We start from the raw sequence: 15,232 nt of genomic DNA on the forward strand, positions 1-15,232 counted from the left end.
CTCGTCGCCGCATTCTCGGTGAAACGCCGCAGAACTGGGTAGAGGGATCTTTACAATGAGTTGCATGAGCAGCCTTAGCCAAGTCCCGCAGCGTGGTCGACGCCGACCCTGGTGGGGCGGCGCCCTCTTGGGACTGGGGCTCGCGTTGCTTGGATTCAGCCTGTGGCTGCTGGGCAGCCTGGAGCCTCAAGGGGCCTTGTGGAGCGGACTGCTGGCCGTGCTGGCCATGCTGCTGCTGTGTGTGGCCCTGGCCTTGGGCTGGCATCTCGGCGTGCGCCTGACGCGACAGCAGCTGGGCGAGTCGCTGCGTGAGCTGCGCCAGCAGTTGCACGTGCAGGCCCAGGTGCAATCCGACTGGCTCTGGCAGACCGATGCTCAGCACCATCTGGTGCGTTGGCAGGCTCCTTGGGGTCAGCCCGGATCGAGCTGGGTGGGCCTGGCCGCGACGCAGTCCCTGGCCGAGCGCCTGCACCTGGACACGGCGCCGGCCTTGCTGTTGCAGGACGCGCTGTCGGCCCAGCGCCCCATCCAGCAGCTCACACTGAGCGGTGCCTCTGCCTGTACCAGGCCGCATGCCGGTGACTGGGTCTTGCAGGCCGTGCCGCTGCTGGATGGCGGGGGACGCTTCTGCGGTTTCATGGGCAGCGCCCGCTTCGCGGCGGAGTCCCTGGTACAGGCGCCCATACCGGCGCCCATTGCACCGTCTGGGGACAGCCGTGGCGCAGGGCAGCCGATCGACGGCGAGGCCCTGCGCGCCGAGCAAGCCGCCTTCGCCTACACCGTCTCGCATGATCTGCGTGCGCCCTTGCGGGTGGTCGAGGGCTTTGCCCGCATCCTGCGGGAGGACTACGGGCGCCTGCTGGATCGCGTGGGCAACGATCATCTGGACCGTATCTCGGGTGCGGCCCAGCGAATGAACCAGATGATTGACGCCCTGCTGGCCCTGAGCCGGCTCTCGGTCCAGGCACTGGAATGCCGACCGGTGGACCTGAGCCTGCTGGCCGGGCTCGTCGTCGAGGAACTGCGGCGGGATTCGCCGCAGCGCCAGGTGGAGGTGCACATCCAGCCCGGCATGGTGGCCCAGGGCGATCCCACCCTGTTGCGGGTGGTGCTGGAAAACCTGCTGGGCAATGCCTGGAAGTACAGCAGCAAGTGCGAGCTGGCCCACATCGCCTTTGAATGCAAGGACGGGCCTCAGGGCCGGGTCTTCGTGGTGAGCGATGACGGCGCGGGCTTCGACATGCGCTTCGCCGACCGCCTGTTCGCGGCCTTCCAGCGCCTGCACAGTGCCAGTGATTTCCCCGGCACGGGCGTCGGCCTGGCCTCGGTGCGCCGCATCATCCGGCGCCATGGGGGGGACATCTGGGCCGAGTCGGCCGTGGGGCAGGGCGCCCGTTTCCACTTCACGCTGCCGGGCTGAGGGCCGCGGCGAGCGCAGGCGGGCGCTTCAGGCCTGGTCCGTCGCGGGCAAGGCCAGCAGCTCCACCGCTTCCAGCAGGCGGGCCGCCTGCTCCTGGGGAGAACGTCCTTCGAGTTCGGCCATGCGGCGCAGGCGCGCCCAGGCATCCCGGCGCGACAGCGAGTAGCGGTGCATCAGCACGCCGACTGCCATCGCCATGACCTGGCCGAGTACGTCCTGCCCTCCTTCGGTACGGGGCACAGGCTCGGCGGCGGGTGCGCGGCTGCGGGCGCGCAGATTGGCAAAGGCGGCTTCCACTGCCGGCACGATCTGGTGGATGTCCAGCGGCTTGACCAGATAGGCCACGGCCCCCAGTTCCTTGACCTTGGCCACCGTGTCTTCGTCTGCGAAGGCCGAGAGAAACATGAAGGGAGTCTGCAGGGCCTCGCGCAGGTAGGCTGCGACGTCGAAGCCGCTCATGCCTTCCATGCGGATGTCCAGCAGGGCCAGCTCGGGGCGGTGCTCGCGCGCAAGCAGGATGGCATCGTCACCGTTGTCGGCGTCGATGACCTCGTAGCCGGCCTGGACCAGGCCGTGAGTCAGCGTCGCCAGGACCAGCCTGTCGTCGTCGACCACCAGAATCTTGCCTTTGCTCGTCACTGCCTGCGTTCTCCCACCCTAGGTGGCCGGATTCGCCCGGCCTGGCCACGCTTTCGGTCCCGGGGCGGGACTGCGTGATCTGTGCCGCTCCTGGTCCCTCCAGGCGGCCAAAAGCAGTCATTGTCGCCGAATAGTCGCCTTGCCTGCCTTCACGCTTGCCCTAGTCAGGGGCACGGGCGGGCGCTGGGCGACTCTCACAGCGGGGGGCTCGGTGCCCGCCCGCCTGGCGCCGCTCAGTCCGTCGTTCAGTCCGCCGCTCAGCTCGCCGCCAGCCAGGTGATGCCCGGTGGCTGCAGCTCCATGGTGCAGCACACCAGCAGCCCCTGCTGTTCCAGGCTCAGCTTGGCACTGCGCCGAGGCAGCAGTGCGCGCACCAGGCCCAGGCCCGACACGCTGCCGGGCACGCCGGCCAGACTGAAGCCGGGCGGCAGTTGGCCGGGATTCAGGATCTGGATGGAGACCCTGTCGGCGTCGCAGCGCAGATGGCAGTGGATGGGTGCGTCCACACTGTGCTTGATCGCGTTGGTGAGCAGCTCGTTGAGCGTCAGGGCGATCGGAATGGACTCCGCCTCGGGCAGGGCCCAGCGGTCGGCTTCGGCTGCCATGCTGCCCTCGATGTGGCAATGGATGGGGCGCCCGAACATGCGCTGCACCGAACCGGTGATGGCCTCCACCACCTTGGGCACCCGCAGGGGGCCGGCCCCGCCCACCTGCAGGCCGTAGACCTGGGCGATGGCCTGCACCTGGCCCACGGCTTCCGAGATGACGCCCTTGATTTCCGGACGGCGTGCAGCGATCTGCTGCAGCAGTCCGGCCACGCCCTGGAGGTTGTTCTTGATGCGGTGGTGCACTTCCTTGACCAGCAGCTCGCGCTGCGCGATGGCCGCCTCCAGGCGCGCGGCCTCGGCGGCACGCTGCTCGGTGACGTCGCTGGCCACCATCAGCAGTTGCTCGGGCTCGCTGGCGCCGTCGGGGCGGCTGACGTCGCTGAGGTGCAGGTAGCGGGTGTCCCAGATGCGGGTCTCGCCGCCCATGCGCAGTGGGTACTCGCGTTGGGTGACGGCGTCGGTCTGCAGCGCGGCTTCCATGTCCTGGCGGATGGCGCCGCCTTGCTCGGGGCCAAAGAGCTCCTCGGGCGTCGCGCCCAGCAGGGCCTGCTCGGGGCGGCCGGCCAGGCGGGCCGCCACCTGGTTGATCTTCTCCAGGCGCAGGCTGCGGGCGTCCAGCAGGCTGATGGCCAGGGGGGCGGCCTCAATGATGCGGCGCAGGGAGGCCTGGGCCTGCTGGGTCTGGGCCTCGGCCTGGCGGCGGCGTTCGATGTCCAGCAGGGCATAGGTGAGCTGGCGGCCGTGCTCGGCAAGACCTGTCACCACGGCGTTGCCCACCACCCAGAACTCGCGTCCATCCCGCGCCATGAGCCGGCACTCGAAGGTCTCGGCCTGGCCTTCGGTCAGCTCGTCGAGGTAGTGCGTCTGGCGGAAGGGGTGCTCGGGCTCGGGGGTGGCGACGATGCTCATGGGCTGGCCCAGGAACTCGACCAGGTCCCCCCCGAACATGCGCCGTGCCGAGCGGTTCATCCACTCGATCCCGCCGCGGCCCACGGTGACGATGCCCACCAGCACCGAGTCCAGCACCGCCCGTTCGCGCTCGGCCTGTAGCAGCAGGGACTGCTGGGCACGCCAGCGGTCGTCCACATTGACATAGGTGGCGATCAGGGCCTCGTCGGCCAGGCCCTGGCGCATCAGGCGCTTGCTGACCTGCATCCACAGCAGGCTGCCGTCACGCCGCCGCACCCGGCGTTCGCCGCGCCACAGGCCGCTGTCCTGCAGGGCCATCTGGGTCAGGCGGCCGATGTGCTCGTACTCGTGCTGCGATTCGTAGAGCGCCTGCATGGGCAAGCCCACCAGTTCCTCGATGCGGTAGCCCGTCAACTGGGCCAGGGCCTCGTTGGCGCGCTCGATGCGGCCATTGCGCAGGATGGCGATGCCCACGTCGGAGAGGCTGAACATCAGCTCGCGGTCCTGCACCAGGGTCTCCAGCTGGGCTTGCTGGCTTTTGAGCCGGCTGATGTCGCTGATCACCGCAATCGCCTCGGGCTCCACCGACTGCCCTGCCGGCACCGCCTTGAGGCTCAGCGACAGCCAGCGGGCCTGACCCTGCGCGGGTCCGACCTGCTGGAACTCGGCCTCGAAGGGCTGTTGCGGGTCCAGGGCCTGCAGCGCATCCTGCACCTGGCGGGCCAGCGCGGGCAGGGCCTCGAACAAGCGGGCGATGCCTGTACCGGCTTCGGGCTGGGTGGCGTGGCCCAGCATCCGGGCGAAGCCGGGATTGCAGCGCACCAGGCGCTGCCCGCGCAGATAGGCCAAGCCCAGGCCGGCGCCATCCATGGTGGTGGTCAGCTCATGCAGGAGCTGTTCGCTGCGCGCCTGTGCCTGCTGCTGGGCGGTCATGTCCAGCGTCACGACCGAGGTGGTGCGCTGGCCGGAGCCCAACTGGCCGGGCTCAACCCGGGTCAGCAGCCAGCGCCGGCCCAGTTCGGGATGGCGCACGGCATAGCGGACCTCGGCCTTCTCGCCTGTCTTGAGCGCGCGCTGCAGGCGCTCGAACTCGGGCAATGACTCGGGCTCCACGATGTCCCGTCCCACACCCTGCAGGCCAGCCAGCGGGCCGGCAGGTGCAGTGCCCGTCTTGCCGGCGCGCGGGCGCAGCCAGCCTGCGTCCTGCTGGAAGGTGGCCAGGCCGACGCCTGCGGTGTCCATGAGGGCATCCAGCTGCTGGTGGGCCAGATCCCGTTCCTGCTCCAGACTGCGGTCCTCCAGCAGGGCCATCACCCGGCGCTGGCCGGTGCCCTGCTCGGGCAGGGCGCGGGCCTTGGCCTGCCACCAGCGGGTGCGGCCTTGCGGGTCCGGCAGGCTGGCCTGGGTCAGCAAGGTGCCGTGCCCATCCAGCAGGGCGGGGTGCAGGCCTTGCGGCGTCCAGCCGAGCAAGGACTGCAAGGCGGGCTCGGCCTCGTGCAGGGTGGCGGGGAGCTGCAGGCACAGGGCGGCAAAGGCGCTGTTGTGGCGCAGCAGCAGGCCCTGGGCGTCAAACAGCACCATGGGCAGCGGGCTGAGGTCCAGCCATTGGGCCGTTTCCAGATGCATGCGATCCACCTGCTCGCGGGCCTGCATTTCGCTGCTGCAGTCCTGCAGCAGCACCAGGGTCATCGAGGGAGACTGCGGGGCCGGGAGCCTGTGGCTGCTCAGGCGAATCCAGCGCTCCTGGCCGCCCGGTTCGCGCAGCCGCAGCGGACGTGCTGCAGCATCGGCCCGGACCAGGCTGCGTGCCAGGGCCCGGCTGTGGGGGCGCTCACGCCACTGGGCGCGGTCCTCCGGCGCCAGCCACTGGGCGAAGTCCTGGCCCAGCAGGGCCTCCTGCGGTCTGCCCAGCAGTGCCAGCAGGGCCTCGTTGGCCGCCTGCAGCCGGTGCTGGCCGTCCTCGACAAAGGCGGGGATGGCTGCGTGCCAGAACACTTGCATCAGGTCCTGCGCCGCAGCGGGGCCGGCATGAGCTGCCGAACCTTGGGTGGCGAGCGGAGCGACGCCCGTCGCTGCCGCAGGCTCGCCCGCGGTGCGTCTGCCCAGCACCGAATGGGCGGGCCGTACGGGCCGCGGCGCGTCGACAGGGGTGTCGACTCGGGCGTGCAGCATCCAGTACGCCGAGTCCTGGGGCGCCGGGCTCAGCCCGATGAGCTTGAGCTGGGCACGCTGGCCATTGCTGAGGGCCCAGGTGGGCGCAGCGGGCGCGCGCTTGCCTTCTGCGAGCGCCTGGGTGGCCAGTTTGAGCCAGTCCCAGACCTTGGTGCCGGCCGCAGTGCGCAGGCTCTGCAGGCTGCCGCCGGCCTGCAAGTCCAGGGCCTGGGCCGCGGGATTCGCTTCGAGGATGTCCAGCTGTCGGCCCAGCAGCAGCACCGGGTCGCTGAGCTCATGCATGAGCCCGCGCAATGCGGTCTGGTCCTGGGCGAGCAGAGAGAGCTGTGAAGGCACGGAGCGCAGTGTAGGACAAGCGCCATGCCCTGACCCCGAGGTGGCCTTGACGCCGCCCTATTCCAGCTGCGCAGCCTTGCCGAGGGCCCGGACCACCGCCAGATTGACTTCCTCGACGCCCAGCATCAGCGCATCCGTGCTGGCTCGGAAATCGAAGGCCGACTCGTTCTCGACGGCGTGCACCAGGTCCAGATAAGGCTTGTAAGGGCCTGTCTGCTCGACCAAGGCCTGGCGGACCCGCTCCGGCACGGGAATGGACTGCAGCAGCTTGTCGAAGGGCTGCTTGAGCATGTGGTCCAGCAAGGAGAACAGGCCGCAGATGAACATCTCATCCCGCATCTCGGACTCGCTCATGCCCTTGGCCAACTCCTCCATCAGCAGGCCGCGGCGCAGCGCGGCGTACATGACAGGGCGCATGGCGTGGTCCTTGCTTGCGGTGGCCAGCAGCAGGGCCAGCCAGCGCTTCAAGCGGGCATAGCCCAGCAGCATGATGGCATGGCGGAAGGAGCTGACCTCCACCGGCAGCCCGAAGGCGGCCGAATTCATGTAGCGCAGCAGCTTGAAGGCCAGACTGGGATCGCGCTTGAGGGTCTGTTCCAGGCGCTCGACGTCATCACCCTGGTCCAGGCGCGACATCAGTTCCACGATGACCTGCAGGTCTGCCTGGATGTCCTGCTTGACTGCTCCCGGTGGGGGCTCGTAGGCCTCCACGGCGGGGCTGCCGGCCACGAGGGCGGCCCCCAGCTTGAAGGCTTCGTCGAATTCGGCGTTGCCACGGGCATTGCCCACCAGCACGTTCTTGCCCTGAAGCGCGGACAGGCCCAGGCGGCGGGCATCGTCCAGGTCCAGTTGCACGCGGCCGAAGGCAGCACGCAGCTCGGGCGCGATCGGGTTGGCGCTGAGGCCCTTGAGCAGCAGGCCGGTGCCGTTCTTGCGGGCAGCCAGAATGGCCTGCGTCGCTTCGGGGCTGGTGCTCATGAAGGCCGGCCACTCCAGCTGTGCCTGGGGCGGCAGGGCAAGGGCCGCCAGCCCCTGCAGGCCCGCTTCGCTCATGAGGTTGAGCTGCAGGGGCTTGGGTGGTTCGCCAAAGGCCGGTTGCAGCGCGGCCAGCAGGGCGGCTCCATCCAGCGGAGCATCGGGGCGCAGGGGCAGGATGCTCAGGCGCGTGGCCGTGACCATGCGCTGGGCATCGACGACGGGCGCATAGCCGAGGGCCAGTTGGCCCAGGATGGGATGTTCACTCATGCAGGCGCTTCGATTGGGTTCAGTTGTTCAGGTAGTTGAAGAGGGACATGCGCTGCACCGTTGCGTAGGCCTTGAGGGCGGCTTCATAGCCTGTCTGCTGGTTCTGGAAATCGGAGATCGCCCGGGTCATGTCAAGGTCTTCAGCGGCCGATTTCTCGGCTTCGTTGTACTGCTTCAGCGCGGCCAGGCGCGTTTCGGTGCCGTCCAGATTGTTCAGGCGTTCCCCCACCTGGCTTCGCACATTCTGCAGGTTGGCCATGGAGGCGTCCAGATCCCGCAGCGCCAGCACGTTGCTCTGCACGATCTCCGTGCCGCTGCGGTTGGTCTTGCGCAGGTCGGCCACCGCCTGGTCGAGTACATCGAAGACCCTGAGTGTGTTGGTTGCCGGCTGGATCTGGAACTCGTCGCCGTCGGCGGCCGTGCCCTGGAGTGTCATGGACATCCCATCGAACTCCAGCGACTTGCCCGGCACATAGGTGCCGGATTTCACGACCCCGCCGCTTGTCGTGTCGGTGACGGTGTAAGTGGCTGTAGGTCCTGTGCCACTGATGGAAATTTTGTAACTGTCTCCGGTGAGGGCAGCCGGGTCGATCACGCGGCCGGAGTCAATCCAGGACTTGGCAGGGCCCCCGGTGATGCTGTTGGGCAGGGCCGAGGTGACGAAGCTGCCATTGCCGCTGCGGGCCTGCTCCCAAGTCTGACGGCCGTCGACCGTCAGGGGGAAGTTGTCGATGTTGCCAGTCTGGATCTGGCCGGAGGAGCCGCTGTAGACCACGCCGGTGGCTGTGTCCAGGAAGGGCGGGTTGCCGGCGCCCTGGCCGGAGAAGAGGTAGCCGCCGCTGCCGTCGGCCCGGTTGGCGATGGACAGCAACTGGGCACGCAGGCCTTCGATCTTGTTGGCCAGGCCGTTGCGTTCGGAATCGCTGTAGGTGCCGTTGCCGGCTGCGACCAGGGTTTCGCGGATCTGCTGCAGGATCTCGTTGGCGTCGCCCAGGGCGCCTTCGGCCAGCGTCATGCCATTGCGGCTGGCCTCCAGCGCGCGCTGGTTGGCGTCGACGCGTCCGATGGCAGACAGCGCGCGCTCGGCACGGGCGGCGCCTGTCGGGTCGTCGCTGGCCTTCTCGACGCGTTTGCCCGAGGTCAACCGTTGCTGGGCGTCCTGCATGCGCTGCTGACGGGCCTGCAGTTCGGTGATGCCCGCGTCAAAGACGGTGATGGTGGCGAGTCTCATGGTGAGGGTCCTTCAGCGGCCTGTCAGGGTCGCAATCAGCGCTGAGCCAGCGTGAGCAGTTCGGCGAAGATGGTCTGAGCCGTCTGCAGTACCTTGGCGGCGGCCTGGTAGCCCTGTTGGTACTGCATCAGGCGGGCGGCTTCCTCGTCCAGGTTGACACCGGCCTGGCTGGCTCGGCTGGATTCAGCGTCGGCGGCCACGGCCGAAGACACTTTGCTGAGGTACTGGGCTCCCTGCACCCTTGCGCCGATCTCGGACATGGCGGCGGCATAGGCGTCATTGATGGTGGAGCCTGCGGCCAGGCTGCCGTCAGGCAGCAGCCGCTGGCCCACGAAGGCTTCCTTCTGGATGTTGAGGAAGGCCTTGGCGTTGCCGTTGTTGCTGGCCGGGAACTTGGTCGTGGTGATATCGACCGCGTCGTTCTTCTTGGGCACGCCCACCAGGCGCAGCTCGAAGCCCAGGTCGATGGGCGGTGCGGCCGTAGGCTCGTTGCCAATGGGTGACCCCGGCGTCCAGGTGCCGGTCAGCGTGCTGCCGTCTGCCAGCGTGATGGTGTAGTCCACGCCATTGGGAACGGCGGGGTTGGGGTCTCCAAAGACCAGGCGGGCTGGGGTCAGGCTGAGATTGAGCTTGTTGTTGACCGCGTACATGGCGTCGACGCTGACCGTGCCCTTGTTGTTGACGTCAGTGGTGGCGCTGACGGGCGAGGCGGCGGCGATGCCGGTGGTCTGGTCCAGCACGCGGCGCATGTCCACCGAGGCCTGTGCGACGGGTTCAAGAAGCATGCTGTCTGTGCTGGACATCGGGGCGCCGACGAGTTTGACGGTGAAGCCGTCAACGGTGTCGCCATCCGAGATGGTGCGGGCCAGCCCGTCGGACAAACGCGTCAGCTTGTATTGGCCAGGCGAGGCGGCATCGGGCTCCAGGCGGTAGGAGCTGGCTTGCAGCAGCTTGGCGTCGGCGATGCTCAGGTTGACCTTGCTGGCGAAGGTGCCGTCGGGGTTGCGCGCATTGGTCTCGGCCGGCAGGGCCCGGGGCGGGGCCAGCGAGAAGATGGGGTTGCCAGGGCCGGGCGGGTTGGTCAGCGTCCAGCCCAGGGCCTGCTGGTCATTGACACGGGTGGCCAGCGCGGTGGCGATCTGGCCGATCAGGTTGCGGGCATCCTGGATGTCCTTGTTCTGGTACTTCAGCAGCGCGCTGAGCGAGCCGCCGGTGAGGATGGACTCGTCCAGCTTGCGGGCACCGCTGACGTCGATGATGCTGATCGAGGCCTTGGCCGGGTCGTAGGCATCGGCAGTGACCTGCAGCTGCTGCGCGTCGGCGCCCAGCACCAGGCGCTGGCCTCCGCCAATGAAGACGCCCAGGGTGCCGTCGTCCTGCGCGAGCGTGGTCAGCTGCACGTACTGGCTCAGCTGCGAGATCAGTTGGTCGCGCTTGTCCAGCAGGTCATTGGGCGTGTGCCCGTTGCCGTTGGAGCGGGCGACCTGGTCATTGGCGGCGGCAATCTGCTTGGCGAGCTGGTTGATGACGTCCACATTGGCCTTGAGGTCGCTCACCACCCCGGCCTGCAACTGCTGCAGTTGCTCTCCGGCATTGGAGAACCGGGCCGCCAGCTCCTGGGCGCGGCCCAGCACGACCTGCCGGGCCGAGGGGTCGTTGGGGCGGCTGGTCACGTCGACCATGGCATTGAGGAACTGGCTGGCCGCGTAGCCCAGGCCCTGGGTGCCGGGCGGGAAGAGCTTCTCCAGCTGCGACAGCTGCTCCAGGCTGGTCTGGTCCATGTAGGCCGTGGACTTGGTCGTGGCCGCGTTGGTGGTCAGGAAAGCGTTGTAGGAGCGGGTGACGGTCTCGATGACCACGCCCTTGCCGAAGTAGCCCGCGCCGGTGTACTGGCCGTCGGGTGTCGTCAGCTGCAGGCTTTGGCGCGAATAGCCCGGCGTGTTGGCATTGGAGATGTTCTGGCCTATCACCTGCAGCGCCGCCTGGTTGGCGAACATGGCCCGCATGCCCAGTGACATCAGTGCGGAGTTGCCCATGGTTCTGTCCTCGGTTCGGTCCGGTGCTCAGGCGCCGGGCGCTCAGGCCATGGCGCGCTGCACGCGCACCGTGGTGTTGATGGTCTTGGCGAGCTTGACGGCGTAGTCGGGATCCGTGGCGTAGCCGGCCTTCTGCAGGCCTTGCGCAAAGGTCTCGGCATTGCCGTTGCCGGCCTTGGCCACCACGTCCTTGTAGCGGTCGTTGCTGCTCAGCAGCTTCGCATAGTCCTTGAAGGCGTCGGCGTAGCTGTCGTAGGCGCGGAACTTGGCGGTCACCTTCTGCAAGCGGCCGTCGATGTACTCGGTGGTCTGCACCTCGGTGGTCTTGCCGGTCCAGCCCGGCGTGGCCTTGATGCCGAAGATGTTGTGGGCGCTGCTGCCGTCCTTGTTCATGATTTCGCGCTTGCCCCAGCCCGACTCGTGCGCGGCCTGGGCGATCATGAACGAGGCGGGGATGCCCGTGCTGGCCTGCGCTTCCTTGGCGGCGCCGTCGTGCTTGAGGATGAAGTCCTGCACATGCGGGGCCACGTTCTTCCTGGCCAGCTGCGGCAGGGCCGGGGTGGCGGCCGTCTTGTCGCTGTCGCCGGCGATGCCCATCTGTCTCTGGAGCTGGCGGGTGATGGCCTCGGAGAGCCCGCCGGGCAGGCCCGTCATCTTGGTGGCGAACTGCTGGTCCAGCATCTCGGTGCCCATCTGGGAGCCGGCGTTGTCCAGCATGCCCGAGGACAGCGTGGCGGCGCGCATGCTCTTCATCACCTCCTGCATGAAGAGGGACTCGAACTGCTTCGCGGTCTCGCGGATCTGGCTCTTGGGATCGCGTGCGGCCGAGGCGCGCAGGGCGTCCAGCGAGCGGGTGTCGGTGCTCAGGCTGTTGCCGCTGAGCGTGGGCGGGTTGAATCGCATGTCAGATCTCCTCGACGATGCTCCGCGCCAGTCGACGCAGGACATCATCCAAGCCAAACGACGCCCGAGGATCCGGCTTTGCCGGGCCTTCGGGCGTGCCCCTTGAGGGGCCAGACCTCCGGCCTGGCGCGGCCTGCAAGGCTGGCAAAGCCAGTAGGGGGGAAGCCATCAAATCACCTCCAACTCCGCATTGAGGGCGCCAGCGGTCTTCATCGCTTGCAGGATGGCCAGCAGGTCCTGCGGCGTCGCGCCAAGGGCGCTGAGCGCCTTGACCACGTCCGAGAGCTTGGCGCTCGCAGGCAGCTGGATCAAGGGGCCGGGCTCCTGGCGGATCGCGATATCGGTCTTTTCTGTCACCACGGTCTGCCCGCCGCTGAGCGCGCCGGGCTGGCTGACCTGCGGGGTGCTGGTGATGGTGACCGAGAGGTTGCCGTGGGCCACCGCGCAGTTGCCGATGCTCACGGCCTGGTTCATCACCACGGAGCCGGTGCGTGCGTTGATCACCACGCGGGCGGCCGGGGCGGCCATCTCGATGGGCAGCTCCTCCAGATCGGCCAGGAAGGCCACGCGCTCGTCGCTGTCGGTCGGGGCCTTGACGCGCACCACGCGGCCGTCCACGGCCTGGGCCACGCCAGTGCCCTTGGCCTTGTTGATGGCGCGCGCCACGGCACGGGCGGTGGCGAAGTCGGCAGCGTTCAGGTCCAGCTGAATGGACTCTCCCAGCGCCAGCGGCGTGGGGACCGAGCGCTCCACCGTCGCGCCGCCGGGAATGCGGCCGGCGCTGAGATGGTTGATCTGCACCTTGGCGCCGCCGGCCGAGGCGCCGGCACCGCCCACGACCAGGTTGCCCTGGGCCATGGCGTAGACCTGGCCGTCCGCGCCGCGCAGGGGCGTGGCGATCAGGGTGCCGCCGCGCAGGCTCTTGGCATTGCCGATGGAGGACACAGCGATGTCCAGCGTCTGGCCGGGCTGGGCAAAGGGGGGCAGTTGGGCGGTCACCATCACCGCGGCGATATTGCGCGGCTGCATGGTCACGCCTTGGGGCAGGATGACGCCGAACTGCTGCAGCATCGCCTGCAGGCTCTGGCCGGTGAAGGGGGCTTGGGTGGTCTGGTCGCCGGTGCCGTCCAGGCCCACGATCAGGCCGTAGCCGGTGAGGGCATTGGAGCGCACGCCCTGGACGGCGGCGACTTCCTTGAGGCGCACCGCTTCGGCAGTGCCTGCCGCGAACAGCAGGGCGGCGAGCAGGAGACGGAAAACGGTGGAGGTGGACATGATGGTCGCAGGGGTAGCCTTGCGACCAATTTTGCGAAAACTTTAGACCGGCGAAAGACTCAAAAAGAAACGCGACAGCCAGCCTATTCCGTGGGCCTCGGCCGGCGCGCCGCGGCCGCGCTGCTCGATGCGTACGTTGGCGATGGCTGTGGAGGGAATGGAATTGCCCTGCTGGATGGCACGCGGGTCCACCTGGCCCGAGAAGCGCAGCACGTCCACGTTCTGGTTCACGCCGATCTGCTTCTCCGCAATGATCAGCAGATGCCCGTTGGGCAGCACAGCGGTCACGATGGCAGTGACGGTGCCGGTGAACTCGTTGGTGTTCTGGTTGGCGCCCTTGCCAGCCGCCTTGTTGGACGAGGTGCCGGCCACGGAGGCCCGGCCAAAGCTGTTGCTGGCGACGCCGGGCAGGGCGGTGAGGCTGCCGCTGAGGTCGCCGCTCTTGGCCAGCTCGCTGGTGGAGGACTGGCTGGCACTGACCTTCTCGGCGATCTGTACCGTCAGCGTGTCGCCCACCAGGCGGGCGCGATGGTCCTCGAACAGCGGGCGGTAGCTGGCGGCCTGGTAGATGGCGCCGTTCAGGGCAGTCTGAGGCGGCACGGCGGGCATCTGCACCACCGGCGTGTTCTGCATCTCCACCTGGGGCATCTTCATCGTGCTGGCGCAGCCGCCGAGCATGGCGAGCGTGGTCAGCAGGGGCAGGGTGGTGTGGCGGCAATGCATGGGGAACCTCTCGATCACGGGGCGGCGCCGGGCTCGGCGGCGATGGTCAACGGTAATGGTCCACGGCAACGGTCAGCGCCGGTCTCAGATCTGCGACAGCTTCTGCAGCATCTGGTCCGAGGTCTGCACGGCCTTGGAGTTGAGCTCGTAGGCTCGCTGGGTCTGGATCATCTGCACCAGCTCCTCGACCACGTTGACGTTGGACGTTTCCACGAAGCCCTGCTGGATAGCGCCCATCCCATTGGCATTGGGGGCGCCGGCGTTGGGCGTGCCGGAGGCTGCGGTCTCGGTGAAGAGGTTCTGGCCCTTGGGCTCCAGGCCGGCCGGGTTGACGAAGTTGGCCAGCTGGATCTGCCCCAGGGTCTGGGGCTGGGTCTGCCCAGGTACCACCACGCTCACCGTGCCGTCCTGGCCGATGGTGACGCTCAAGGCATTGGCCGGCACCGTGATGCCGGGCATCACGGTGTAGCCGTTGTTGGTCACGATCTGGCCATTGGCGTCCAGTTGGAAGCCGCCGTCGCGGGTGTAGGCGGTGGTGCCGTCGGGCATCTGGATCTGGAAGAAGCCGCTGCCCTTGATCGCCAGGTCGAAGTTGCCCGTGGTCTGCTGCAGGCTGCCCTGGCTGAAGTTGCGCGAGGTGGCCACGGTGCGCACCCCGAGGCCCAACTGCAGACCGGTGGGCAGTTGCGTCTGCTCGGTGGTATTGGCACCGCTCTGGCGCAGGTTCTGGTAGATCAGGTCCTCGAACACCGCATGGCTGCGCTTGAAGCCGTTGGTGCCCACATTGGCCAGGTTGTGCGAGATGTTGTCCAGCTGCGTCTGCTGGGCTTCCATGCCGGTCTTGGCGATCCAGAGCGAGCGAATCATGGCGAGGTCCTTCTCTAAGCCTTGCCGTCAGGCTCAGCTGTTGCTGGACAGCAGCTTGGCGCTGGTCTGTCCCTGGGTCTGGGCAATCTGCAGCAGCTTCATCTGCTGCTCGAACTGGCGGGCGGCCGCGATCATGCTGACCATGGTCTCGACGGCGCTCACGTTGGAGCCTTCCAGCGCGCCGTCCTGCAGCCGCGCGGCCTGGTCGACGGGCAGGTCGCCGTTGGCGGCGCGGAAGAGACCGTCGGCACCCCGGGTCAGCGGCGTTTCGGCGGTGGGCGTCACCAGCTTGAGCCGACCGATCGCCGTGGGGCGGCCGGTCGCTCCCTTGGCGGTGATGGTGCCGTCATTGCCGATGCTCAGCTCGCTGTTGGGCGGCACGTTGATGGGGCCGCCGTCGCCCAGCACCGGCAGGCCGTTGCGTAGCACCAGCAGGCCTTCGCTGCTGACATCCATCGAGCCTGCGCGGGTGTAGGCCTCGGTGCCGTCCAGGCCCTGCACGGCCAGCCAGGCGTCGCCACGCATGGCCACGTCCAGATTGCGGCCAGTGGCGCTGATCACGCCGGGGTCGGGGTTGTAGCCGAGGGTGGTCTCCAGGGCATAGGCTCGTGTGCTGGCGCCGTCGCCCCGCACGGGCACGGCGCGGAATGCGGCCAACTCGGCGCGGAAGCCGTTCGTGGAGACGTTGGCGAGGTTGTTGGCCAGCACGTCCTGGCGCTGCATGGCAGCTTTTGCGCCGGCCATCGACAGGTAAATCATGCGGTCCATGGCAATCCTCCCGTGTCAGGACAAGTGCTCCCGGTGCCTGCTTGCGCGGGTGCTGCCGATCCGGCTTTGCCGGGCGACCAGCGCCGCTCCCCTGACGGGG

At 68.3% G+C, this 15,232-nt stretch carries 11 protein-coding genes; 1 reads left to right on the forward strand and 10 read right to left on the reverse strand.

The window, feature by feature from the left end; all coding sequences use genetic code 11:
- Positions 1-64: 64 nt before the first annotated feature.
- Complete coding sequence (locus tag ACS5PK_RS00295; RefSeq protein WP_439438287.1) at positions 65-1,420, forward strand: sensor histidine kinase; 1,356 nt, start codon at positions 65-67, stop codon at positions 1,418-1,420.
- Between the two features lie 27 nt (positions 1,421-1,447).
- On the opposite strand, the gene ACS5PK_RS00300 is transcribed toward ACS5PK_RS00295, so the two are convergent.
- The 10 genes from ACS5PK_RS00300 to flgF all read right to left on the reverse strand — a co-directional run bounded on the left by ACS5PK_RS00300 (position 1,448) and on the right by flgF (position 15,132).
- Complete coding sequence (locus ACS5PK_RS00300) at positions 1,448-2,059, reverse strand: response regulator (RefSeq protein ID WP_439438288.1); 612 nt, start codon at positions 2,057-2,059, stop codon at positions 1,448-1,450.
- Between the two features lie 257 nt (positions 2,060-2,316).
- On the reverse strand, positions 2,317-6,030 hold the full coding sequence (locus ACS5PK_RS00305) for a PAS domain S-box protein (RefSeq protein WP_439438289.1): 3,714 nt from the start codon (positions 6,028-6,030) through the stop codon (positions 2,317-2,319).
- Between the two features lie 111 nt (positions 6,031-6,141).
- Positions 6,142-7,329, reverse strand: coding sequence for an EAL and HDOD domain-containing protein (locus ACS5PK_RS00310; RefSeq protein WP_439438290.1), 1,188 nt, complete (start codon positions 7,327-7,329; stop codon positions 6,142-6,144).
- Between the two features lie 19 nt (positions 7,330-7,348).
- Positions 7,349-8,560 (reverse strand): flagellar hook-associated protein FlgL, encoded by a 1,212-nt coding sequence (flgL, locus tag ACS5PK_RS00315; protein ID WP_439438291.1) that lies wholly within the window; start codon positions 8,558-8,560, stop codon positions 7,349-7,351.
- 35 nt (positions 8,561-8,595) lie between these two features.
- On the reverse strand, positions 8,596-10,596 hold the full coding sequence (gene flgK / locus ACS5PK_RS00320; protein ID WP_439438292.1) for a flagellar hook-associated protein FlgK: 2,001 nt from the start codon (positions 10,594-10,596) through the stop codon (positions 8,596-8,598).
- A gap of 42 nt (positions 10,597-10,638) precedes the next feature.
- Positions 10,639-11,499, reverse strand: coding sequence for a flagellar assembly peptidoglycan hydrolase FlgJ (gene flgJ / locus ACS5PK_RS00325; RefSeq protein WP_439438293.1), 861 nt, complete (start codon positions 11,497-11,499; stop codon positions 10,639-10,641).
- A 168-nt stretch (positions 11,500-11,667) separates the two neighbouring features.
- The gene (locus ACS5PK_RS00330; protein WP_439438294.1) at positions 11,668-12,774 is read right to left on the reverse strand and encodes a flagellar basal body P-ring protein FlgI; all 1,107 of its coding nucleotides are present in this window, start codon (positions 12,772-12,774) and stop codon (positions 11,668-11,670) included.
- A gap of 42 nt (positions 12,775-12,816) precedes the next feature.
- Positions 12,817-13,497, reverse strand: a complete 681-nt coding sequence (locus ACS5PK_RS00335; protein ID WP_439438295.1) for a flagellar basal body L-ring protein FlgH — start codon at positions 13,495-13,497, stop codon at positions 12,817-12,819.
- A gap of 84 nt (positions 13,498-13,581) precedes the next feature.
- On the reverse strand, positions 13,582-14,364 hold the full coding sequence (gene flgG / locus ACS5PK_RS00340; RefSeq protein ID WP_439438296.1) for a flagellar basal-body rod protein FlgG: 783 nt from the start codon (positions 14,362-14,364) through the stop codon (positions 13,582-13,584).
- A gap of 33 nt (positions 14,365-14,397) precedes the next feature.
- Entirely contained in the window at positions 14,398-15,132 is a 735-nt protein-coding gene (gene flgF / locus ACS5PK_RS00345) for a flagellar basal-body rod protein FlgF (RefSeq protein WP_439438297.1), read from the reverse strand.
- Between the last annotated feature and the right edge of the window lie 100 nt (positions 15,133-15,232).

The sequence above is a fragment of the Roseateles sp. DB2 genome (assembly GCF_051857535.1).
In the GTDB taxonomy this organism is placed as follows: domain Bacteria; phylum Pseudomonadota; class Gammaproteobacteria; order Burkholderiales; family Burkholderiaceae_C; genus Roseateles_B.